Origin of the sequence: Flagellimonas nanhaiensis (assembly GCF_003382275.1) — a bacterium.
GTDB classification, from domain to species: domain Bacteria; phylum Bacteroidota; class Bacteroidia; order Flavobacteriales; family Flavobacteriaceae; genus Flagellimonas; species Flagellimonas nanhaiensis.
The window spans coordinates 127156-149677 of record NZ_QTJX01000005.1 but is presented as its reverse complement, the minus strand read 5'-3'; the positions used below and the strand labels follow the sequence as shown (position 1 = coordinate 149677).

At 40.3% G+C, this 22522-nt stretch carries 23 protein-coding genes; 15 read left to right on the top strand and 8 right to left on the bottom strand.

Features of this window, described 5'->3' with window-relative positions; translation table 11 throughout:
• The first annotated feature begins 50 nt into the window (after positions 1–50).
• A complete protein-coding gene (gene trpA, locus DX873_RS16640) occupies positions 51–812 on the top strand; it encodes a tryptophan synthase subunit alpha (protein ID WP_116185615.1) in 762 nt (253 codons plus the stop codon).
• A gap of 32 nt (positions 813–844) precedes the next feature.
• Entirely contained in the window at positions 845–2341 is a 1497-nt protein-coding gene (locus DX873_RS16635; protein WP_116185614.1) for a M20/M25/M40 family metallo-hydrolase, read from the top strand.
• On the opposite strand, the gene DX873_RS16630 is transcribed toward DX873_RS16635, so the two are convergent.
• The 5 genes from DX873_RS16630 to DX873_RS16610 all read right to left on the bottom strand — a co-directional run bounded on the left by DX873_RS16630 (position 2338) and on the right by DX873_RS16610 (position 8225).
• The gene (locus DX873_RS16630) at positions 2338–3003 is read right to left on the bottom strand and encodes a uracil-DNA glycosylase family protein (protein WP_116185666.1); all 666 of its coding nucleotides are present in this window, start codon (positions 3001–3003) and stop codon (positions 2338–2340) included. The genes DX873_RS16635 and DX873_RS16630 overlap by 4 nt on opposite strands.
• A 39-nt stretch (positions 3004–3042) precedes the next feature.
• Complete coding sequence (locus tag DX873_RS16625) at positions 3043–5589, bottom strand: phosphoenolpyruvate carboxylase (RefSeq protein ID WP_116185613.1); 2547 nt, start codon at positions 5587–5589, stop codon at positions 3043–3045.
• A gap of 167 nt (positions 5590–5756) precedes the next feature.
• Entirely contained in the window at positions 5757–6518 is a 762-nt protein-coding gene (yaaA, locus tag DX873_RS16620; RefSeq protein WP_116185612.1) for a peroxide stress protein YaaA, read from the bottom strand.
• A gap of 91 nt (positions 6519–6609) precedes the next feature.
• Complete coding sequence (locus tag DX873_RS16615; protein WP_116185611.1) at positions 6610–7635, bottom strand: RluA family pseudouridine synthase; 1026 nt, start codon at positions 7633–7635, stop codon at positions 6610–6612.
• A gap of 2 nt (positions 7636–7637) precedes the next feature.
• Positions 7638–8225: a PASTA domain-containing protein gene (locus DX873_RS16610; protein WP_116185665.1), complete on the bottom strand. Its 588-nt coding sequence runs from the start codon at positions 8223–8225 to the stop codon at positions 7638–7640.
• 78 nt (positions 8226–8303) lie between these two features.
• Here DX873_RS16610 and DX873_RS16605 point away from each other — a divergent pair, with 78 nt between their 5' ends.
• The 5 genes from DX873_RS16605 to DX873_RS16585 all read left to right on the top strand — a co-directional run bounded on the left by DX873_RS16605 (position 8304) and on the right by DX873_RS16585 (position 14029).
• Positions 8304–9278, top strand: coding sequence for a D-alanine--D-alanine ligase (locus DX873_RS16605; protein WP_116185610.1), 975 nt, complete (start codon positions 8304–8306; stop codon positions 9276–9278).
• A 33-nt stretch (positions 9279–9311) separates the two neighbouring features.
• Positions 9312–9770 carry a pantetheine-phosphate adenylyltransferase gene (gene coaD, locus DX873_RS16600; RefSeq protein ID WP_116185609.1) on the top strand — a complete coding sequence of 153 codons (459 nt, stop codon included), beginning with the start codon at positions 9312–9314 and terminating at the stop codon, positions 9768–9770.
• 165 nt (positions 9771–9935) lie between these two features.
• Positions 9936–11777 carry a PAS domain-containing sensor histidine kinase gene (locus DX873_RS16595; protein ID WP_232520965.1) on the top strand — a complete coding sequence of 614 codons (1842 nt, stop codon included), beginning with the start codon at positions 9936–9938 and terminating at the stop codon, positions 11775–11777.
• Entirely contained in the window at positions 11764–12177 is a 414-nt protein-coding gene (locus DX873_RS16590; protein WP_116185607.1) for a response regulator transcription factor, read from the top strand. The genes DX873_RS16595 and DX873_RS16590 overlap by 14 nt, the downstream gene beginning before the upstream one ends.
• 76 nt (positions 12178–12253) lie before the next feature.
• On the top strand, positions 12254–14029 hold the full coding sequence (locus tag DX873_RS16585; protein WP_116185664.1) for a M14 family metallopeptidase: 1776 nt from the start codon (positions 12254–12256) through the stop codon (positions 14027–14029).
• Here DX873_RS16585 and DX873_RS16580 read toward each other — a convergent pair.
• The gene (locus DX873_RS16580; RefSeq protein WP_116185663.1) at positions 14019–14618 is read right to left on the bottom strand and encodes an NUDIX hydrolase; all 600 of its coding nucleotides are present in this window, start codon (positions 14616–14618) and stop codon (positions 14019–14021) included. The genes DX873_RS16585 and DX873_RS16580 overlap by 11 nt on opposite strands.
• A gap of 7 nt (positions 14619–14625) precedes the next feature.
• Between DX873_RS16580 and pyrE the strand changes: the two genes are divergently transcribed.
• Positions 14626–15267 carry an orotate phosphoribosyltransferase gene (gene pyrE, locus DX873_RS16575; RefSeq protein WP_116185606.1) on the top strand — a complete coding sequence of 214 codons (642 nt, stop codon included), beginning with the start codon at positions 14626–14628 and terminating at the stop codon, positions 15265–15267.
• A 6-nt stretch (positions 15268–15273) separates the two neighbouring features.
• Entirely contained in the window at positions 15274–15672 is a 399-nt protein-coding gene (locus DX873_RS16570) for an SRPBCC family protein (RefSeq protein ID WP_116185605.1), read from the top strand.
• Here the strand turns inward: DX873_RS16570 and DX873_RS16565 are convergent.
• Positions 15666–16409 (bottom strand): biotin--[acetyl-CoA-carboxylase] ligase, encoded by a 744-nt coding sequence (locus DX873_RS16565; RefSeq protein ID WP_116185604.1) that lies wholly within the window; start codon positions 16407–16409, stop codon positions 15666–15668. The two genes, DX873_RS16570 and DX873_RS16565, sit on opposite strands and share 7 nt — an antisense overlap.
• Before the next feature lie 82 nt (positions 16410–16491).
• On the opposite strand from DX873_RS16565, the gene rsfS reads away from it, so the two are divergent.
• Genes rsfS through DX873_RS16535 form a run of 6 tightly spaced genes read left to right on the top strand, consistent with a single transcriptional unit; the run spans position 16492 to position 21194 of the window.
• On the top strand, positions 16492–16869 hold the full coding sequence (rsfS, locus tag DX873_RS16560) for a ribosome silencing factor (protein WP_116185603.1): 378 nt from the start codon (positions 16492–16494) through the stop codon (positions 16867–16869).
• Positions 16870–16872: 3 nt separating this feature from the next.
• Positions 16873–18813, top strand: coding sequence for an ATP-dependent zinc metalloprotease FtsH (gene ftsH, locus DX873_RS16555; RefSeq protein ID WP_116185602.1), 1941 nt, complete (start codon positions 16873–16875; stop codon positions 18811–18813).
• A gap of 53 nt (positions 18814–18866) precedes the next feature.
• On the top strand, positions 18867–19475 hold the full coding sequence (locus DX873_RS16550) for an LUD domain-containing protein (RefSeq protein WP_116185601.1): 609 nt from the start codon (positions 18867–18869) through the stop codon (positions 19473–19475).
• A 4-nt stretch (positions 19476–19479) separates the two neighbouring features.
• Complete coding sequence (locus DX873_RS16545; protein WP_116185600.1) at positions 19480–20283, top strand: phosphatidate cytidylyltransferase; 804 nt, start codon at positions 19480–19482, stop codon at positions 20281–20283.
• Positions 20273–20938 carry a phosphatidylserine decarboxylase family protein gene (locus DX873_RS16540; RefSeq protein ID WP_116185599.1) on the top strand — a complete coding sequence of 222 codons (666 nt, stop codon included), beginning with the start codon at positions 20273–20275 and terminating at the stop codon, positions 20936–20938. Before DX873_RS16545 ends, DX873_RS16540 begins: the two co-directional genes overlap by 11 nt.
• Positions 20931–21194 (top strand): acyl-CoA-binding protein, encoded by a 264-nt coding sequence (locus tag DX873_RS16535; RefSeq protein WP_116185598.1) that lies wholly within the window; start codon positions 20931–20933, stop codon positions 21192–21194. Before DX873_RS16540 ends, DX873_RS16535 begins: the two co-directional genes overlap by 8 nt.
• Here the strand turns inward: DX873_RS16535 and DX873_RS16530 are convergent.
• On the bottom strand, positions 21191–22459 hold the full coding sequence (locus DX873_RS16530) for a sterol desaturase family protein (RefSeq protein ID WP_116185662.1): 1269 nt from the start codon (positions 22457–22459) through the stop codon (positions 21191–21193). The two genes, DX873_RS16535 and DX873_RS16530, sit on opposite strands and share 4 nt — an antisense overlap.
• Positions 22460–22522 lie beyond the last annotated feature (63 nt).

Below are 22522 nucleotides of genomic sequence, written 5' to 3'. Positions count from 1 at the left end.
ACAATAAACCAAAAGATTCCGAAACAAGTTCGGAATGACTAAACGGAAAAATGAACAGAATACAAGAAAAACTTCGAGAAAATAAAAAACTCCTGTCCATATATTTCACGGCCGGTTATCCCAATTTGGACGACACCGTTTCCATAATCCAAGATCTGGAAAAAAATGGGGTGGATATGATTGAAATTGGTCTTCCTTTCAGTGATCCATTGGCGGATGGACCTACAATTCAGGACAGCTCTACCCAAGCTTTAAAAAACGGAATGCATACCGCTTTGCTCTTTGAGCAATTGAAGGATATCAGAAAAACAGTATCAATTCCCCTCGTAATGATGGGATATTTTAACCCCGTGTTGCAATATGGAGTGGAAGAATTTTGTAAAAAATGCCAGGAAATTGGAATTGACGGTATTATTTTACCAGATTTACCTCTTGATGTTTACCAGGAAGAATATGAAGCCCTTTTTAAAGAATATGGCTTAATCAATGTCTTTCTGATTACCCCACAGACCAGCGAAGAAAGAATCCGTGCCATTGATGAAGCTTCCGATGGGTTTATTTATATGGTAAGTTCCGCCAGTACCACAGGTGCCAAACAAGGCTTTGGGGATGAACAACAAACTTATTTTGAACGCATTAGTGCCATGGACCTGAAAAACCCTCAAATTGTTGGGTTTGGAATCAGTAATTCCGATACATTTCTTCAGGCTACGGAAAAAACAAAAGGAGCGATCATAGGTTCAGCTTTCATCAAACATTTGACCGAAAAAGGAGTTGGACAAATTGCGGAGTTTGTGCAGGGAATTCGTTAATTTCACCCCCGGAATTAACCCTACTATCGACTATGAAAAAAGTTTTCTTTTTACTGTCATTATTACTCACAACTTCAATTTTTGCCCAAGATGACATGGCCATTAAATCCCAGGTGGCCCACGCCATTACAGAATTGAGGGATTTTGTTGCCATTCCCAATGATGCCTTGAATGCAGATGATATTGACGATAACATCCTTTGGTTAAAACGTAAATTTGGGGAGCGTGGGTTTAATACCGCAGTGCTGGAAACAGAAAATCTTCCACTGTTCTTTGCTGCGTTTCCAATAGAAGACGATAAGCCTACCATACTCGTTTATATGCATTTGGACGGTCAATCTGTAGATCCTTCCAAATGGGACCAACCCAATCCTTATGATGTTGTGCTCAAATCCAATGAAGGTGATGGTTTTAAAACCATTCCTTTTGACCAATTGGATGATGATATCAATTACGATTGGAGGCTTTTTGGACGTTCCACTTCAGATGACAAAGGTCCAATTGTGATGCTCTTGAACACCATTGATCTTTTAAAAAAAGAAGGCAAGGAAATACCATTCAATATTAAGGTGATTTTGGATGGTGAGGAAGAAAAAAGCAGCAAACCTCTCCCCAAGGCAGTTAAACAATATCGGGAATTGTTGGAAGCGGATTTTTTGGTCATCGTAGATGGACCGATGCATTCTTCGGAAGAACCGACAATTGTGTACGGGTGTCGCGGCATCACCACACTTACTTTGACCACTTTTGGACCAATAAAACCTCAACATAGTGGTCACTACGGCAATTATGCTCCAAATCCTGGGTTTCAACTGGCTCAACTTTTGAGCGGTATGAAGGATACCGATGGAAGGGTGACCATTCCAGGGTATTATGATGGCATTACCATAGATGACTCGGTCAAAGAAGTTTTGCAAAGTGTGCCTGATAGCAATGAGGCCATTGCCGAAAAACTACAGTTTAAATCTGCGGAGAAAGTGGGCAATTCCTATCAAGAAGCCCTACAGTATCCTTCCTTGAACATACGTGGGCTTGGCTCAGGATGGGTCGGCGATAAGGCTCGTACCATAGTCCCAGAAAGTGCTACGGCCGAATTGGATCTTCGTTTGGTGGTGGAAACCGATGGAAATCGATTAAAAAAATTGGTCAAAAACTATATCAGCAAACAAGGTTATTTTATAGTTGACCATGTTCCATCCAAGGAAGAGCGTATGGCCCATGAAAAGATTGTGAAGGTAACCGAAGGAAGTGTCACCGATGCTTTTAGAACCGACTTAAACAACCCATATGGGCAATTCTTGGCCCAAACCTTAAAAAGTTCCTTTGGAAAAGAGGTCATTCAAATCAGGACTATGGGCGGAACAGTCCCAATTGCTGCCTTCATCAACGAATTGAAGATTCCAGCATTTGTTGTTCCCATGGTGAACGCGGACAATAATCAACACAGTCCTAATGAAAACTTGAAGATTGGTCAGTTGGCCTATGGTATCAAAGCTTTTTACGGGATTTTGAGCAGCTCGATGAATTAGAAGAAATCTCTATACTGCATTACCCTGAAATCCAACGTATTGAATTCAGGGTTTTTATTTTTTAGGTCTTTATACAATTGCAAGCTACCCACTGCTCTATTGGCCGCTCCAGATGGTGCAGTCAAGGAAACTGTTTTTACTATTCGGCCATCAATCTCAACTTGGTGGATTCTGGGCACGGTATCTGAAATTACTTCCAAGGGTAGTTTGTACTCTTTCAATTGTTTTCTGAAAAAATATTCAGGACCATTTTTGCTATTGCCACCCATGAACAGAACAGTTTCTAGATTTGGGTATTTCTTCAAGTAACCTACCAAATCCCGAAGCTTAACGTTTTGCATCCCCAAATCGGAAGCATCTATTTTTTGACGTTCAGCGCTGTGGACAATATCGCAAACGCCGATCTTTTGTTCCAACAAAAAATTCTTACGCTGGGCAACAGCTTCCATAGTAGTCTCAAATTTTAGCCCAAGGCCAAAGATTCGGTCTAAAATGGGCCAAAGCATTCCGTTGCAGCTGCCATAACAGAAATCCACATCTTCTGGTTTTAGCTCACCTGTGGTGAACCTGGGAGGAGGCAAGGTCCCAACAATGAGTTTGGTGGCCTCTGGGTATATAAAAGGCTCGTAGGGATGTGTGTGCAAAAATGGTTTTGTACTCAAAAATTTGAATTGAAAATTCAAAAATAAGGTTCCTAACTCTTATGCAGAATTTCTACTAGCGTTAATATTACCATACAGGGATCGAGTAACGATTTTTTCATAAAGTTCCCTGAACTCGGAGTTCTGCGTAATATGGTACAATGCATTTTGCTGAATTACCAAAAGTGGCAACACAATTTTTTCCCTAATCTTCACGGACTCCCTTGAAACTTCTTCGTCTTCCATTAATATTTTAAGTCCAGAAATCTGCAAGAGCATTTTTTTAGACAATTGGAACTCATCGTTCAAAATATTCCAGAACTCTCCGTATTCGGAATCGTCCTTCATATAGCTGGTAAGATCAAAATTGGTTTTGGCCAAAGACATCATACTGTTGTGCATGAGCGCTCTAAAGAATGGCACATCCTTGTAAAGTTTCTTCACCTCGCGCAATCTGCCCTCTTCCTTCAGTTTTAGTATGGCCGAGCCCAGACCAAAGTATCCTGGTACATTTTGTTTCAACTGGCTCCAGGAGCCTACAAAAGAAATGGCCCGTAGGTCGGACAGGGTCAATCGCTCTTTATTGCCTCGTTTTCCGGGCCTACTACCAATATTGGCCTTGGTGTAGTATTTTAAGGTGCTTCTATGTTCCAGATACGGAATGAACTTTTCATGCTGCTTTAATGCATCATATTTACTGAAACTCAATTCTGAGAGTTCTTCAATCAACTTTCTTTGGGCTGCTGAAATGGTATGTTCTTTTCCAAAAAGATTATTGCTCAATCCCGCGGTCAACAGCTGCTCGGAATTATGCATGAATTGCGCTTTGGTACCATAGGTACTGGTTATGGTCTGCCCCTGAATGGTCAATTGTATTTCGTGATTGGCCACGTCGTTGGTCTGAGAAGAGTAAAAGCGATGGGTCTTACCACCACCCCTGGCAGGCGGTCCTCCCCTACCATCAAAGAAAATAGCCTTGATTCCATTTTTCTTGCACACTTTGCTCAAAGTTTCCTTGGTCTTAAGAATGGACCAGTTGGCCTTTAGATAGCCTCCATCTTTTGTACCATCCGAGAAGCCCAGCATTATGGTATGGGAATCTTTTCTTTGTTCTAAATGTTTACGGTAGATTGGCGTATCGAACAAAGTTTGCATAACCTCTTCTGCAGCATCCATTCCCTTCATGGTCTCAAAAAGTGGGATGATATCAAAAGTTATCTCATCCGTTTTCCATCCACTCCATCGAAATAATGCAAAAACGAAAAGTACGGCATAAATATCTTCAGAATTACTGATGATATATCGATTACATCCTTCCTCGCCGTTTTTACCCTGAATCTCTTTTAGCTGTTGAATATTGGAAATGGTATCGGCCACTATTTCTTCATCAAAATCCTTTGGATTTAACTTTAAATTTTTCTCCAATAGCCAATGGAGCATCTCCGTTTGCTCCAATTCGGCTAAATCTTCCTGAATGGCACCTTGTTGTTTCAATATAGCCCGTACCGCCAATTTATGTTTACTATGGTCCTGCCTAATATCAAGACTTGCAAAATGGGTCTTGAATATGTGGACCTTATCAATAAATTGGTCTAATCGGTCCAAGTAGAGTTCATGATAATCTGAAGCCAGCTTGTCTTTGATTGCTTCCAAACGGGTTATGATCTCCTCATACCCTATAGAAGCATTTGCATCGAACATAGCCTTATAGAGTTTGTTGCTCAACTTGTTAAGGTCATCTTGAAGTCCCTTGAACGTAAGCTTTCTGCGCAATTCCTTCAACTCGTTGTAGTAGCACTTCATTAGGGTGAGCCTAAGCTCCTCTGCCACTTGTTTGGTGATTTTTGCAGTTACAAAAGGGTTACCATCTCTATCACCACCCGGCCAGAATCCAAGTTTAATAAGTCGATAATTGTCAAAGTCCTCCTCATGGATGTTACTCTTTACATATTGAAAAAGTTCTCCAACCGCATCATAATAGGTATGTCGTAGAATGTAGATGATATTCTTGGCCTCATCCAACGGGGTAGGTTTTTTGGCATTCACCAATGAGGTGAGTCCCAATTGTTGGAGGGTAAGGTCAATATCGTGTATCCTATCCTCATTGATCAAGGAGTGGAGCTCAGCTATAATATCCAAGACAGCGGGAGTGTAAAATTGTGTAGGGTGGGCAGTAAGTACAATTCGCGCACTAAATGAAGAGAGCTTTTTAGATACTTTATCCCAGTTTTTGGTCCTATTCACCAATTCAAAATAATCTTTAATGGAAAGCGAAGGGGAATATTTTTGAAGCTCGGGAAAAGCGGAATCTTCCACACTGTCATAAAGCACAACCTGTCTTTCAACATATTGAATGACCCTGAACATAAAATCCAATCGTTCCCTTTCATCCTTCATTCCAATAAAGTTGGTGAAGAAGGTTTCCAATATTTCCTGTGGATTTTTTCCGGCCTTAAGTCCTTTTTCACATTGATCAAAAAGTAGTGGAATCAGCATCCCTACGTTTTCAACATTCTGGTAAGGCAAGCTCAAAAACAAACTATTGTAGATATTGAACTTGTTAGTGACCGATTTTTTGAACTCCTCTAAACGTTTAGACTGATGCATGAATGGTTTTGGTTTAATTTACTTCGCTGTGTTCAAACCCAAAGGTCGTGATAAAAGCATAACCTAAGGGGTTAATTTATGGGCATCACAAATTTAAGATAGGCGCTTCATAAAACTAACAACCAAAACAAAAAACCGAAGTACTTTTTTCTATTTACTCCTCTTCCCTATCTCACAAAGACAGGTTGGTTTTCCTTAAGGGCATGTTCTTGGCTAAAATGGTAGTCGTCATAATCAAAACCTTTGATGTCTTCCAGGTTCTGTGCATCGGTATCCAAGATGTACCTCACCATGGAACCTCGTGCTTTTTTAGCAAAGAAACTGATTACTTTGAGCTTGTCATTCTTCCAATCCTTAAAAATCGGTGTGATCACGGGAACCTTTAGTCCTTTTTCATCTATAGCACCAAAATATTCGTTGCTGGCCAGATTGACAAACAACTCGTTGTCCTCCAACTCATTGTTCAAGCGTTCGGTGAGCTGTTTTTGCCAAAACTCATATAAGTTTTTCTTTCGCCCAACTTTGAGTTTGGTCCCCATTTCCAATCTATAGGGTTGAATAAGGTCCAATGGCTTAAGTATTCCATACAATCCGGATAAAATCCGAAGCGTGCCTTGTAATTTTTCCAGCTTTTCCTCTGGGATGGAGTATGCATCCAAACCTTGATACACATCTCCATTAAAGGAATACACTGCTGGCCGGGCATTATCTTGGGTAAACGGAGTTGAAAATTGTTGGTTTCTCTCCCAATTCAACTCTGCAAGTTTATTTGAAATGGACATGAGTTCAGATAAAGCCTTAGGCTTTTTCTTGGCCAAAACGGCATTCAATTTCTCAGCCTGTTCTAAAAATAGTGGTTGTGAGAATTGCGAAGTGGGCAAAGCCGTTTCAAAGTCCAATGATTTAGCTGGGGAGATAACAATTTTCATGAAATTTTATTTTTAGTAAAAATAGGGATGATATTGGACTTTGAGTAATATGCCCAAAAGCTGTTTTCAATGCTGGAATCGAAGAAACCTATTATCCACTGTGTTTGGCATAAGAGCGCCATTTTTCAATACAAGTGACCATGTCTTCGGGCAACTCCGAATCAAAGCTCATGAATTTGCCAGTAGCTGGGTGCTCAAAGCCCAAGGTCTTGGCATGCAAAGCCTGTCTGGGCAAAATTTTAAAGGCATTCTCTACAAATTGTTTGTATTTGGTAAATGTGGTTCCTTTTAAGATTTTATCCCCGCCATAGCGCTCATCATTGAAGAGGGTGTGCCCAATGTATTTCATGTGCACCCGTATCTGATGCGTACGTCCTGTTTCCAATTTGCAGGAAACCAGGGTAACATAGCCCAATCTTTCCAAAACCTTGAAGTGTGTCACGGCTTTTTTTCCATTGTCACCTTCCGGGAAGACCATCATTTGCAAACGATTCTTGGGATTTCTGCCAATATGTCCTTCCACGGTACCCTCGTCCTCTTCAACATTTCCCCATACCAGGGCAACATATTCCCGTTCACTGGTCTTTTCAAAAAACTGTTGGGCCAAATGGGTCATGGCCTCTTCGGTTTTAGCTATGACCAAAAGACCGGAAGTGTCCTTATCAATACGATGCACCAATCCTGGTCGTTCTGAGCTATTCTTGGGTAGATTATCAAAATGATGCACTAATGCATTAATCAGTGTACCGGAATAATTTCCATGCCCAGGGTGAACCACCATCCCAGCTGGTTTGTTCACCACCAGGAGGGTTTCGTCTTCGTAAACAATATCCAAAGGAATATCTTCCGGGGTCAGCAAGAATTCGTAGGGCGGGTGTTCAAAAAGAACCTTCACCTCATCCCCTGCCTTAACACGATAATTTTGTTTTACTATGGTTCCATTGACCCAGATATGGCCATTTTTGGCTGCTTGTTGGATTTTGTTCCGGGTGGCATTTTCAATGAAGTTCATCAAGAATTTATCTACCCTTAAAGGTTCCTGTCCTTTGGCGGCAACAAATTTGTGATGTTCAAAAAGTTCTTCTTGGGAGAGTTCTTGGTTATCCGAAATATCCATGTCTATTGCGAATCAGCCTGTACACGTGCACTTCCAGGAATCTTACCATTACCACAGATCAATTCTATCTTGGAGGTCTTGGGAAGTTTATCTCCAGGCTTTATATATTTTCCCTTGTGCTTCATATTGTAGACCATGTCCTTTCCCAATTCATCTATATAGGTTATGCGTTGCACATCGAGACCTACGGCACGCAACATGGATGTTGCATTCCGTTGGGTGACCTGAACAATATCGGGCACGGTTACTTTTTTATATCCTGATGGGTTGACCGTAAAATAAATTTTACGGTTGGTCTTCACCTTATTTCCTGCTGGAGGGTTCTGTTCCAAAATGGAAAATCTTGGATAATCTGGATTGTAATTGGAGGAATCCAATACTTGGTAACGCAATCCGGCATCTTCCACCGTCTTTCTCATTTCCATTACGGACATTTTGGAGAAATCGGGAACTTCCACAAATTCTCCGTGGTGTGTGGAACTCTTCAACCACTGTAACGCCAAAAGAGACAGCAACACCAACGCTACCACTGCCAATCCCAAATGGATGAAGAAAATTTTGCTCTTTAAAAACCTGAAAAAATGTTTCATGCATAATGCCTTATCGGAACAAATATAGGAAACCAGTCCTTTTTTCTTTACTTTGGCCAAGCGATATTCGATAAGTGGATGAAAAAGAACATTGCCATTGTAATGGGTGGATACTCCAGCGAGTTTGGTATTTCCATCAAGAGTGGAAACGTGGTGTATAAGTATTTGAATAGAACAGCTTATGTTCCGTATCGAATAGTCATTACCAAGGACAAATGGATCTATTTGGATGAGCAGGATAAAGAGTTCCCAGTAGATAAATCCGATTTCAGCATATTCCTGGGACAGGAGAAAATCTATTTTGATTGTGTTTTCAATGCCATACACGGCACCCCCGGTGAAGATGGCTTGCTGCAGGCCTATTTAGAATTATTAGGGATACCCCAGACATCCTGCAATCATTATGAAGCCGCACTTACTTTCAATAAAAGAGACCTACTGAGCACTTTAAAACCGTATGGAGTACGATGTGCCACTTCCTACTATGTAAATAAAGGACAATCAATTGACACAAAAGCAATTGTTGAAAAGGTTGGCTTGCCTTGTTTTGTAAAAGCCAATAGAGCTGGTAGCAGCTATGGGATTTCCAAAGTATACCAGAGTGAAGATTTGGAGAAAGCTATTGACCATGCTTTTTCTGAGGACGACCAAGTCATTATTGAATCCTATTTGGATGGAACAGAGGTTTCAGTTGGAGTGATTACTTATCAAAATGAGGTCAAAGTACTACCCATTACCGAGATTGTCTCAGAGAATGATTTTTTTGATTTTGAAGCCAAATATTTAGGAAAATCCCAAGAAATAACCCCAGCAAGAATTTCCAAAGTGCAGGAATCCAATGTAACCGCGCTTGCAGAGTTCATCTATAGAACCCTTGGACTTAAGGGATACAGTAGAAGTGAGTTCATTTTTATGGGTGACGACCCTTATTTGTTGGAAGTCAACACCACTCCTGGATTAACCGAGGAAAGTATTCTACCCCAACAAGCCCAGGCTGCCGGAATTAATTTGGAACAATTGTTTGCCAGTGCCATTGAAGAAGCAATACAATAGAAAATCTGTATTTTTGAACAAACCTTGCCAACCATGAGACGCGCTATTTTTCCTGGCTCCTTTGATCCACTTACTCTTGGTCACTATGACATTATTACAAGAGGAATCACTCTGTTTGATGAACTGCTGATTGCCATTGGAATAAACGCGGACAAAAAATATATGTTCTCGCTTGAGGAGAGGACAAAATTCATCGAAGATGCCTTCAAGGACGAACCAAAGATAAAGGTGGTCACCTACGAAGGGCTTACGGTGGACTTTTGCAAGGAAGTCGATGCCAATTTCATATTAAGGGGATTGCGCAATCCTGCTGATTTTGAATTTGAAAAAGCCATAGCCCATACCAATAGAAGATTATCTGAAATAGAGACGGTCTTCTTGCTTACCTCTTCGGGAAAATCCTATATAAGTTCTTCCATTGTAAGGGACGTCATTCGCAATGGTGGGGATTACACTGTACTGGTTCCGGATACAGTAGTGATTAAGCGGTAAACTTCATTTTATAGCAAGTCTGCAATTCAATCTTACCCTAATAACCTCGAGGGAAACAACATTTTTGCCATAATTCACAACAATAAATCAACTAAAATGATCAATACTGTTATTTTCGTATGAAAATTCTTATAAATTGTAAAGGTTTAAATGTAGGTCCTAATTTTGAAAGCAGTTCAAACCGACATTCATCAGTATCTTCTAAAGCAGTTGCCCAAGGCAACAGCTCTGGTAAACATGGAACAAAAACTGGTGGGTGTGTCAGATTCATGGTCTGCAGTTTTTGACATCTCTTCAAAAGATATTTCCAAACTTAGTATTCAGGATTTATATGCGAAACATGACAAGGTTGATCAAAAAACCTTAGATAGGTTTTTTACCAAGAACAAATCTGGAAGATTGCGTCACCTAAAGGAAGAAAATGGTGATGAGCAATGGTTCGAGAGCACTTTTACCCCCTGGTTTGATGAAAAAGAGAATGTTGTTGGAACGTTGATTCAGATAGATGATATATCCGAGGAAGTTAAAAAAGAGCAAGAGCTTGAACTCTATAAGACATTGCACAAAACCCAGTCAGAAGTTGCCAAAATTGGGAGCTGGGAATATGACATAGCCACTGAGCAGGTATCATGGTGCGAGCAGACAAAAAAAATCCATCAAGTACCTTCTTCTTATCAACCTACCGTTGCAGAAGCTATAGCCTTTTATAAGCAAGGTTACAGCAGAAATAAAATTTCAATGCTGTTCCATAAAGCGTTAAAAGACGGTTCCTCATTCAATAAAAAATTAGTTATCGTCACCAAAAAAGGTGAAGAACGCTGGGTCATGGCCGCAGGAAAACCAATAAAAAAGGATGGCAAGATAGTTAAGCTTTTTGGAACCTTTCAGGATGTTCATGATCAGGTACAGGCCGAAACCAAAAGCAAGGAGAACCAACAGTTGCTGACCACCTTGATCAACAACATACCGCTCAATGTTTACATTAAGGACAAAGACTCCAGAAAGATTTTGGTCAACAAAGCAGAGTGTGAGTATTTAGGGAAGAAGGCCAAAGACCTCATTGGAAAAACAGATTTTGAGCTATATGATGCTGACATAGCCCAAATTTCACGTGAAGAAGACTTGGAAGTGATGCGGACCCAAAAAACGATTCTTGGCAAAGAGACCATGAGCATTAAAAAGGATGGTACCATTACCAACTTTCTAACTTCAAAGATTCCTCTTTTGGATTTGGAAGGTACGGTTACTGGGCTCATAGGGATCAGCATGGACATTACCCATCTTAAAAAGAAAGAGGATCAACTGCGTGATCTGATCAATGTTACTGCGGTTCAGAACAAAAAACTGATCAACTTTGCCCATATTGTCTCACATAATCTTAGATCACATACCGCTAATTTTTCCATGTTGTTGGAATTTTTGGTAAAAGAAGATGACGAAACAGAAAAAGAACGGATTTTGGCTATGCTGTCCCAAGCTTCGGACAACTTAATGCTTACCCTATCTGATTTAAACCAAGTGGTAGACATCAACACCAATATCAATCTTGAAAAGAAATCTGTAAAGATCAATGATGTAATCCATAAGGTCCAGCAAGATCTTTCAACTTTCTTGACAAAGAACCAGATAGAAATCAAGAATACCATCCCTGATGACCTATCTGTACTTTGTGTACCGGCTTATTTGGATAGTATTGTACTCAATTTAATGACCAACGCGGTTAAATACAGAAGTCCGGACAGGAAACCTACCATTACCCTAAGCGTTAAAAAACATCGCAAAAAAATAATCCTGAGTTTTGAGGACAATGGACTGGGCATAGATTTGGAAAAACATGGAAAGAAATTATTTGGACTCTATAAAACTTTCCATAGTAGAAAAGATGCCAGAGGCCTTGGGCTTTACATTACAAAAAACCAGGTTGAGGCCATGGGGGGTACAATAACAGTGAGCAGCCAAGTAAACAAAGGAACCACTTTTAAAGTTTATTTTGATGAAGAAAGTTAACAGCATATATATAATCGATGATGACCCGATTACGGTTTTCGGCATAAAAAAAATGCTGAGACCAGCTGCAACTTGTGATGATGTCCAGGGATTTGAAAATGGACTACCAGCGTTGAACGACTTAAAAAGAAGACTGGAAGAAGGTATTTCCGTACCTGATGTCATCTTTCTGGATATTAATATGCCCATTATGGATGGGTGGGACTTTTTGGAAGAGTTTATCACCTTGGACATCCCTAAAAAAGTTATTGTAAACATCATTACCTCCTCCATTGATCCTTCCGATTATCAAAAATGGACCGAAATCAGGTCAAAATGCCAACATCACCTCAATTTTAAGAACAAGCCCTTGTTCAAAATTGAACCTTCTGATTTGGATGCCATCGATATGGCCTCATAATCGTAATATTCCCTATTTTTATGCCACAAAATAATAATTGAATGGATTTAAACCCCAAACTGGCATACGAATAACCTTGAAGTATTTTACGTTTTTTGTTTTCTTGATTTTGTTTTACTCCTGCGAGACGGTAACCCAGGACGAGACCTCTTCGTACCTCACTTTTTATGAAACTTCCGAAGGTACCCAAACTGCAACTTATGAGGAGACCATCTCCTACTACATAGAATTGGCACGTGATTTTCCCGAAATCAATATCCACACCATTGGCGAAACAGATAGCGGGTATCCCCTGCATATGGTCACTTTTAATCCAGATGGAGACTTTAATCTGGACAACGTTAGAAAAGAAAAGGCCATTATCCTTATAAACAATGGCATCCACCCTGGTGAAAGCGATGGAATTGATGCCACGATGCTGTTGTATCGGGATTTAGCGACCAAGAAAATGCCAAGCCCCAAACATTCAGTCCTGGTGACCATACCGATCTATAACATCGGAGGGGCACTCAACAGAAACTCCAATACCAGGGTAAATCAGAATGGCCCGTTGGAATATGGTTTCAGAGGGAACTCACAAAACTATGACCTAAACAGGGACTTCATTAAAATGGACACCAAAAATGCCAGAACTTTTGCAGAAATTTTCCATCTGGTAAAGCCTGACGTTTTTGTGGACAACCATGTTAGCAATGGAGCCGACTATCAATATACCTTAACACATCTGTTTACCCAGCACAATAGGTTGGGTGGAAAATTGGGTGATTACTTGCACAATTCGTTCATGCCAAATTTGGAAGAGAACTTGGCGGAGAACAAATGGGACATAACCCCATATGTGAATGTTTTTAATAGACCTCCAGAATATGGTTTCAGTCAATTTATGGACCATCCAAGGTATTCAACCGGTTATACTTCTTTATGGAGTACTTTGGGATTGATGGTGGAAACCCACATGCTCAAACCCTACAAAAAACGGGTTGAAGGTACCTACCAATTGATGCAGAGCTTGCTAACGGTGGTAGAAAAAGACCATAAGAACATTAAAAAACTTCGTGAAGAGACCCTGGAAGATAATCTTGACCTTTCCAACTATTATTTCAATTGGCAGGTGGACACCACCCGCACCACGACATTGAAATTTAAAGGTTATGAAGCCGATCAAATTGAAAGTGAAATAACTGGGTTGCTCCGCTTAAAATACGATCAAAGCAGACCATTTACCAGAGAGACCACATATTATAACTACTATTTTCCAATGGATACCATTTCGGTGCCCGATGCCTATATCATCAAACAAGGCTGGCAAAGGGTCATGGAAAGACTGGATGCCAATAATATTGAATATTTTGAGATTGAGGAAGATACCACCCTGGAGGTAGAATCCTATAAAATCCTGGGATATGGCACCCGGAAAATGGCATACGAAGGACATTATCCCCATTTCAATACCCAGATTAAAACAAATACCCGAGAACTTTCCTTTAGAGCCGGTGACATTGTGATACCAACCCAACAACCTGGCATTAGGTACTTGCTTGAAACTTTGGAACCCCAAGCTTCAGATTCGTTTTTCAACTGGAACTTTTTTGACACGGTCCTTCAACGAAAAGAGGGTTTTTCCCCTTATGTTTTTGAAGATTTAGCCCTGGAAATTTTGGAAAAGGATACACTGTTAAGGCAAGATTTCTTGGCTAAAAAAGCATCTGATGCTGATTTTTCCGAAAATTGGTACGAACAACTGGATTGGATCTATAAGCGTTCAAAATATGTAGAGGATGCGTATCTCAATTATCCAGTGTATCGCATACCAAAAGGCAGTAAGGCTTCAGCCCTGTTATCTAACGACTAGGCCATTCCTCAAAGAGCACTTTTATATTGAAATAGGAATTTTCCAGTGCCTTTCTCGCCTTTTTAGGACCTTTCCACTTTACTTTTAAGATTCCCTCGGCTTCTTCAGCTACCAGTTTCCCCTTATATTCGGTTGACATGGCAAACCAATGCACCTTTTTTAGCCTGTATTCTCCACTACGCTTAAAAATATGGTATGTGGTCCTGAGGAATTTTTCAATCTTCAGGTTTTTTACCCCAGTTTCTTCCTCTACCTCTCTAATAGCAGCCTTTTCAATTGATTCCCCTTTGTCCACTTTACCTTTTGGCAAATCCCATTTACCATTTCTGAAAATAAAGAGCACCTTCCCTTTTTTATTCATCACAAATCCACCACCGGCCACAACAACCGGAATTTTGTGCATAAAAATGTCCAAAACCTTTTGTTCATCCGGATGGTAGAGATAGGCAACATCCAAATTACCTTTGGCCAGTGAATCAATGGCTTCCATAATAGAGTCCCCGTCCAATGAAAACAGGTTGCCATTGGAATTTTTCGGCCGCTCGTTTGTTAAAATGAGTGGAGATTCATTAACAAAAACTTCATACATTTGCGCAATGGTTTTAGACAAGGGAACTGCAAAAAAAACTGCCGAACTTCTATTACAAATTAATGCAATTAAGTTGGAACCGGAAAATCCGTTTACATGGGCTTCCGGTTGGAAATCTCCTATTTATTGCGATAACAGGATAATGTTATCCTATCCTGAGATACGGAATTTTGTGCGTGAAGAAATGGCAAAACAGGTGGAAACCCTGTATGGAAAACCCGATGTTATAGCCGGCGTGGCTACGGGTGCCATTGGTATTGGAATACTCGTTGCCGAAGCTTTGGGACTACCTTTTGTGTATGTAAGGCCCGAACCTAAATCCCATGGTCGCCAAAATCAAATTGAAGGATATTTGGAAGCTGGCAAAAACGTAGTGGTCATTGAAGATTTAATCAGCACGGGAAAAAGTAGCCTTAATGCGGTAAGAGCCTTAAAGGAAAAGGGTGCCAATGTAAAAGGGATGGTTGCCATTTTTACCTACGGTTTTCCTGTGGCCAACGAGAATTTTGAGCAAGAAGAAGTTACCTTGCACACTTTATCAGACTATGACCATCTCATTGAGCAGGCCTCTGAGACACATTATATAAAAGATTCACAGTTACAAACCTTATTGCAGTGGAAATCCAATCCACAGCAATGGAAACAATAAAAGATTATGCATATTGAAGTACCTAAAAAGAAGTTGGCCAAAAGTGATAAAGAAGTATTTGACTTTTTGACCGATATCAAAAACTTTGAAGTACTAATGCCCGATAACATTGACAAGTTTGAAGTATTGGATGAAAAAACCTTCAAATTTGCTTTAAAGGGTATGCCAGAAATTGTTCTAAGATTAAAAGAGCAATTCCCCAATGAAAAAGTTATTTTGGGTGCGGCCAGCGATAAATTACCATTTACTTTGACCGGAGATATTACCGCTTTGGGGGAAAATGAAAGTGAGATTGGATTAAGTTTTGAAGGTCAGTTCAATGCCATGATGGCCATGATGATCAAAAATCCCATTACAAACTTCATGGAGACCCTATCCAACAACATGGACAAGATTGGTCAGTAGAGCAGGGAAACCTCTTTCAGCTCATATTCTTTAAAAATGTTGTCTTCCAGCTCCAGAACAAGTTTTCCGCTTGAAGAAATTTTTCGGATGAACCCCATGAAAATGTTTCCGTTCCCATCTTTGAACGTCGAAGGTTTATCCTTTCTGAACAAAACTTTTTCATAAGAAGGTAGTAACTGGCTTACGGTCTTGCCCTCTATCCCGGCGAACTGATACTCCATCCTTTCCAAGATCTTGTGCAATAACTCGTCCAAATCAAAGGATTTTCCAGTTATCTCCTTGAGTGAAGATGCATTTTCCAAATTCTGAAATCCGGTCTGGTTTACATTTAAACCAATCCCGATTATGGATTGTTGTAAAAATTGCCCTTTTAGGATATTTTCTATCAAAATACCACAAATCTTAGTTGAACCTGACATAATGTCGTTAGGCCATTTCACTTTTAAATTAGGTATGCCCAATTGCCATAGTACATCGTGAATGACCAAGGAGGTACAGATGTTCAGCACAAATTGATGTTGCACATGAAGCGCATCAAAGTTCTTCAATACACTAAAAGTCAAGTTTTTACCTGTTTCAGACTGCCAAACGGACCCTACTTGCCCCCTACCTTTTGTTTGATTTTTGGCAACAACAACAGTACCGTCCATAAGTGCCTTCGACCGCAATAGATCCTTTAAATACAAATTTGTAGAATCAGTGGCATCAAGTTTGATTATTTGAGTGTGTTCTCCCATAAGTGGTGCGCCCAAGGATATGTTAAAATCTAGGGCTAAGAAAACAAAAAAAATATAACTTTGTAGAAACTAAAATTTTTGAATGCAGAAAACGAAAGCTAGTGCAGATGAACTGATTGCCTTAATTTTACACGGGATAGAAGAAGTAAAAGGAGTTGATATAAACCTGCTGGATCTTAGGGAAATTGAAAATACAGTTTGCGACTACTTTATAATCTGCAATGGTACTTCCAATACGCATGTCAACGCAATTGTTTCGTCCATCCAAAAAACAGTAAGTAAATCCATTCAAGACAAACCTTGGCATATTGAGGGTTCTGAAAACGCAGAATGGGTTTTAATGGATTATGTGAACGTCGTGGTACATGTATTTCAAAAACATATTAGGGAATTCTACGACATTGAAGGACTTTGGGGAGATGCCAAAGTGACCATGGTGGAGAGCAGTTATAATTCGTAAAAAATGGCAAAGGAAAACAACAATAATACCCCGAAAAAACCTCGTTTCAGCTCATGGTGGGTCTACGGCGTGGTAATTGCTTTGATCGTAGGTTTCCAGTTCTTTGGAGGAAATAGTTTCTCCAGTACTGAAAAAACAACTACTTCAGAGCTTCAAGAATTCTTAAGAAATGGTGACATTTCTGAGATTCTCATCATAACCAATACAAGGCAGGCCAAAGTGTTCTTGACCGAAGAAGCACTGCAAAAGGATGTTCACCGAAACGTGGCGGACAAACCTTTTAATTTCTCTGCCGGTAAAATTCCTCAGTATATTTTGGATTATGGTGATCTTCAAAACTTTGAGGACGAGATCAACAGCATCAAAAAGGAAAACAACCTGGATACCATAGTAGATTTTGACACGGAATCCAATGTTTTGGGTGAGTTGCTACTCTCTCTATTACCTTTTGCTTTGATTATTGGTATATGGATTTATCTTATGCGAAGAATGTCTGGTGGCGCCGGAGGTGGTGCAGGAGGCCAAATCTTCAATATTGGAAAATCCAAGGCCAAGCTTTTTGATGAAAAGACCGACACCAGAACATCCTTTAAGGATGTTGCCGGACTGGAAGGTGCAAAAGAAGAAGTCCAGGAAATAGTGGAGTTCTTAAAAAACCCTGACAAATACACTTCTTTGGGAGGTAAGATTCCAAAAGGTGCTTTGCTTGTAGGACCTCCAGGAACGGGAAAGACCTTATTGGCCAAGGCTGTGGCCGGTGAAGCTAAGGTTCCTTTTTTCTCTCTTTCGGGCTCTGATTTTGTAGAGATGTTCGTAGGGGTGGGTGCCTCTAGGGTAAGGGACTTGTTCAAACAAGCCAAAGACAAATCCCCTTCCATCATTTTTATTGATGAGATTGATGCCATTGGACGTGCAAGGGGAAAGAATAATTTCACAGGTTCCAACGACGAACGCGAAAACACACTGAACCAGCTCTTGACAGAAATGGACGGATTTGGCACCAATACCAATGTTATAGTACTGGCCGCAACAAACCGAGCAGATGTGCTGGACAAGGCTCTTATGCGTGCAGGTCGTTTTGACCGTCAAATCTATGTGGACCTTCCGGATTTACGTGAAAGAAAAGAGATTTTTGAAGTCCACCTTCGCCCTATTAAAACAGCTGAGACTTTGGATTTGGACTTCTTGGCAAAACAAACACCTGGATTCTCTGGGGCTGATATTGCCAATGTTTGTAATGAAGCTGCATTGATTGCCGCCAGAAAAGAGAAAAAAGCGGTGACCAAACAAGACTTTCTAGATGCTGTGGATAGAATTGTTGGTGGTCTAGAAAAGAAAAATAAGATTATCACTCCAGAAGAGAAAAAGACCATTGCATACCATGAAGCTGGCCACGCCACAGTAAGTTGGATGCTGGAACATGCTGCACCACTGGTCAAAGTAACCATTGTCCCCCGAGGCCAATCATTGGGGGCCGCGTGGTACCTTCCTGAGGAAAGACTTATAGTGCGACCAGAGCAGATGCTTGATGAGATGTGTGCCACCATGGGAGGTAGAGCTGCAGAAAAAGTGGTTTTCAATAAAATTTCCACAGGTGCTTTGAGCGATCTTGAAAAAGTGACGAAACAAGCTCGCGCCATGGTTACCATTTATGGTCTCAACGATACATTGGGAAATATCACCTATTATGATTCCTCCGGGCAGAACGAATATGGGTTTACCAAACCGTATAGCGAAGAAACTGCCCAAAAAATTGATATGGAAATATCAAAGATTATTGAAAAGCAATATCAACGCGCTATAAAATTATTGGAGGAAAATAAAGATAAACTGGCAGAGCTTGCAGAAAGATTATTGGAAAAAGAAGTTATCTTTAAGGATGATTTAGAAAAAATCTTTGGCAAAAGGCCATTTGAAAAAGAAGAATTGGAAACTGCTGGATAAAACCAGTCACGAATCATCTTTAACCTGTATACTAAATGTTCTTGAATCCGTAAATGGGTGTTTTTGGGAAACTATTCGGAGGTGGCAAAAAGGTCTCCAAGGAAACCTTGGAAACTCGAGGAGAGCATATGCCCGACTTAAAGATTCCCGTAGATGAGAAATTCACCATTTATTTCAAGAAAAACGGGGGCAAATTCATTTACTGTGAAGATTTTGCAGAGGTATCCGAAGCCTTAAAAAACATCATTTCCGAAAACGACTGGCAAAGCCGTTTTTTCTATTCCCTGGATTCTAGGTTAACAAGCCGATTTGCTTCAGAAAACATCACCTTCACCGAAAACAGGCAAGAAAGCGATATTTTCTTCACAACCTGTGAGCATTTAATCGCACACAATGGCTCTATCCTAGTATGCTCCAACCAAATCAAAGAGAAAAAACTGGATGAGCTTCCTTCCAATCTCATTGTTTTTGCCACTACAAGTCAGTTGGCGGATTCGATCAGTGAGGCATTGAAAATCATCAAAGAGAAATACCAAAAAAATATTCCAAACAATATTACCACACTGAAACACTTCCAACCCACCCCGGAAAATAAGAATGACTTCCTTTCCTACGGAAGTGCCTCAAAAAATGTATATCTTTTGCTTCTGGAAGATTACTAGATCAATGAAAGAAATTTTACGGCGCTCCATTACAGGGGTCATCTATGTGGTACTGCTTTTAGGTTCCATTTTTTTAAGTTCCGATGCATTTGATTTCCTTTTTATGGTTTTCGGACTTGCCTGTCTATACGAGTTTAAACGTATAGTGCGACTCAAGGGATACTACATATTTATTGCCTATCTGGCGCTATGGTGGACCTATATCTATTTGGTACAGGACAGAACCTTGATTATTGGTTTGCTGTTACTGACTTTGACCGTTGATTTTGCTTTACTTGCGTTTTTGTTTTCCAAAAAATCAAAACACTTTAACGACTTCCAAAAATTCATCATTGCGGTATTGTATATAGGAGGTGGTTGCATCTTTTTAACTATGATCCCATACAAACAGAAGGATTTTGCCCAATTTTTGATTATGGGCATCTTTATTCTGATATGGGTCAACGATACATTTGCTTATCTGGTTGGGCGTACATTGGGTCGAACAAAACTTTATCCGGCAGTTTCTCCAAAAAAAACCATTGAAGGTTCTGTAGGAGGTCTTATTTTTGCACTGGTCGCTGCGTATATCTTGGCCGACTATGAAACCTCGCTGACACTATCTGAATGGATGATTCTTGCCACAGTTATTGTATTGGCTGGAAGTCTGGGGGATTTATTGGAGTCCAAGTTTAAGCGTATGGCCGGAGTTAAGGACAGTGGGGCCATCCTTCCGGGACACGGAGGGGTTTGGGACAGATTGGATAGTTTGGTCTATGCAGCCCCTTTCGCTTATTTGACACTAAATATTTTTTCCTATGTTTCATAAAGAGGGGCAAAAAATAATTATCGCTACTTTTTTTATTGTAGTTGCCATCCTATTGGTAACACAGTTCTACATTGATTTGGATTGGATTAGATGGTCAGCACAAATTGCGGCTCTTATTCTATTGATATTGATCTTACAATTCTTTAGAAACCCGAAAAGACCGGTTACCCCCAATTTTGATGAAATTTTGGCCCCGGTTGATGGAAAAGTGGTGGTTATTGAAGAGATAGAGGAAACAGAATATTTCAAGGACAAACGCAAACAAGTGTCCATTTTCATGTCGCCATTAAACGTCCATGTTACGCGCTATGCGGCCAGTGGAACAGTGACCTACTCCAAATACCATCCGGGAAAATATTTGGTTGCTTGGCATCCCAAGTCGAGTACGGAAAACGAACGAACCACCGTGATTGTGCACACTCCAAAGTTTGGAGAAATTGGATATCGGCAGATTGCCGGGGCTTTGGCGCGCCGAATAGTGAATTATGCTGAAGAAGGAGAACAGGTTACCCAAGGACAGGATGCCGGTTTCATAAAGTTTGGTTCCCGCGTAGATCTTTTGTTGCCATTGGACTGCGACATTACTGTAAAATTGGACCAAAAAGTGGTTGGAGCGAGAACTTGTATAGCTTCAATCCGTAATAAGGATGATTGATGAGGAACTACATAAGCAGTTTGAGGAAGCCGTAGCCTATGTCAACAGCTACACTGAACCCATGCCTGCGGATTTGTTGCTCAAATTATACGCCTACTATAAAATTGCGAATAAAAATTACGATAACCCCGGCAGTAAGACCCCTTTGATCAATGCCTTTAAGGCCAATGCCCTTATTCAGGCCCAAAATATTAGCATGGAAGAAGCTATGCGCAATTACATAGACCTAGTCAATAACAAAATAAAAAAGCTTTAAGAAGCCATATCCGGAGCCACAAAGTTCTTTTCCGAATACGAGAAGTAAATCCCACCGAAAATGGTGATTAGGAAATAGATTCCCACCAAATAACTTCCATAGGGCACAAATAGGTCCAGGCCAAACCAATCACCAGTAATATAAATCAGCATTAAGCCTGCCATACCTCTAAAAACCTCAATCCATACCGCATAGGGTTCTTTATCCATCAAAGTGGTGTAGCCATAAATACCTACAAAAATATAGGCTCCGAACAGTAGTAGGCCACTAAATCCTATTTCTGTATAATTATAGAACATAAACAACATGAGAACGGTATTCGCGGTCAATTGAAAAATGGAATAGCCCTTCAAAGCTTTTGAAGCGTGAGGTTTGTATTTTTTGAAATTATAGACGTCTTCAATACCGGTTATGGGATATTTTTCTTTTACATCTGATGGACGCCATCCTGTGGGCATAAACCAAATCCGAATTTTATCCCATATACTTTTGGTACGCCAAGCATCCTTTGCCAACCGCCATAAATGTTGAAAATTGATTACAATGGGATTCCACGTTGCAGCCGGTTTTAAAACCCCATATTGTGGTGGCACTTCTTTCAATTCCTCTTGGAATGTTCCAAACATTCTATCCCAAATACAAAATATCTGTCCTAAATTCTTGTCAATGTATTCCGGGTTAATGGCATGGTGCACTCGATGTTGCGAAGGGGTAACAATAATATATTCCAACCATCCCATTTTACCAATATGCTGGGTGTGGTACCAAAATTGGGCAAAAAGCTGGATGGGTGCCAAGATTGCAATGACTTTATGTGGAACACCCAATAATGCCGCTGGAATCAACAATATTGGGAAATAGCCCAAAAGATTCGAGATTGACTGGCGTAAAGCACAGGCCAAATTAAACTCTTCGCTGCTATGGTGTATTACATGCTGGTTCCAAAAAAAATTGATATGATGGCTCAAACGATGGTTCCAGTAACCGGCAAAATCCAATGCCAAAAAACCGACTACCCAAACTACCCACGTAGTTTTGATTTCCATCAACGCAAGATGCTCCAGTAGATATGGGTAAGTAACGATAATGATGCCAAGCCCAAGGGAGTCTTTAACCACATTGGTAAGGCCGGAGCTGAGACTGCTCACGGTATCCATAACATTGTGCTTCTGTTTCTTGGCCAGATGCCCGTAGAGCACTTCAAAAAGCACCAAAATTATAAAAAACGGTATGGCATATAACAGGGCAGTTGCATAAGACTCCATGTTCCTAATATATAAAAAAAGAAAAAAATCGTTGATTTTTCGCCTTAGCAACCCTGCTCCTAC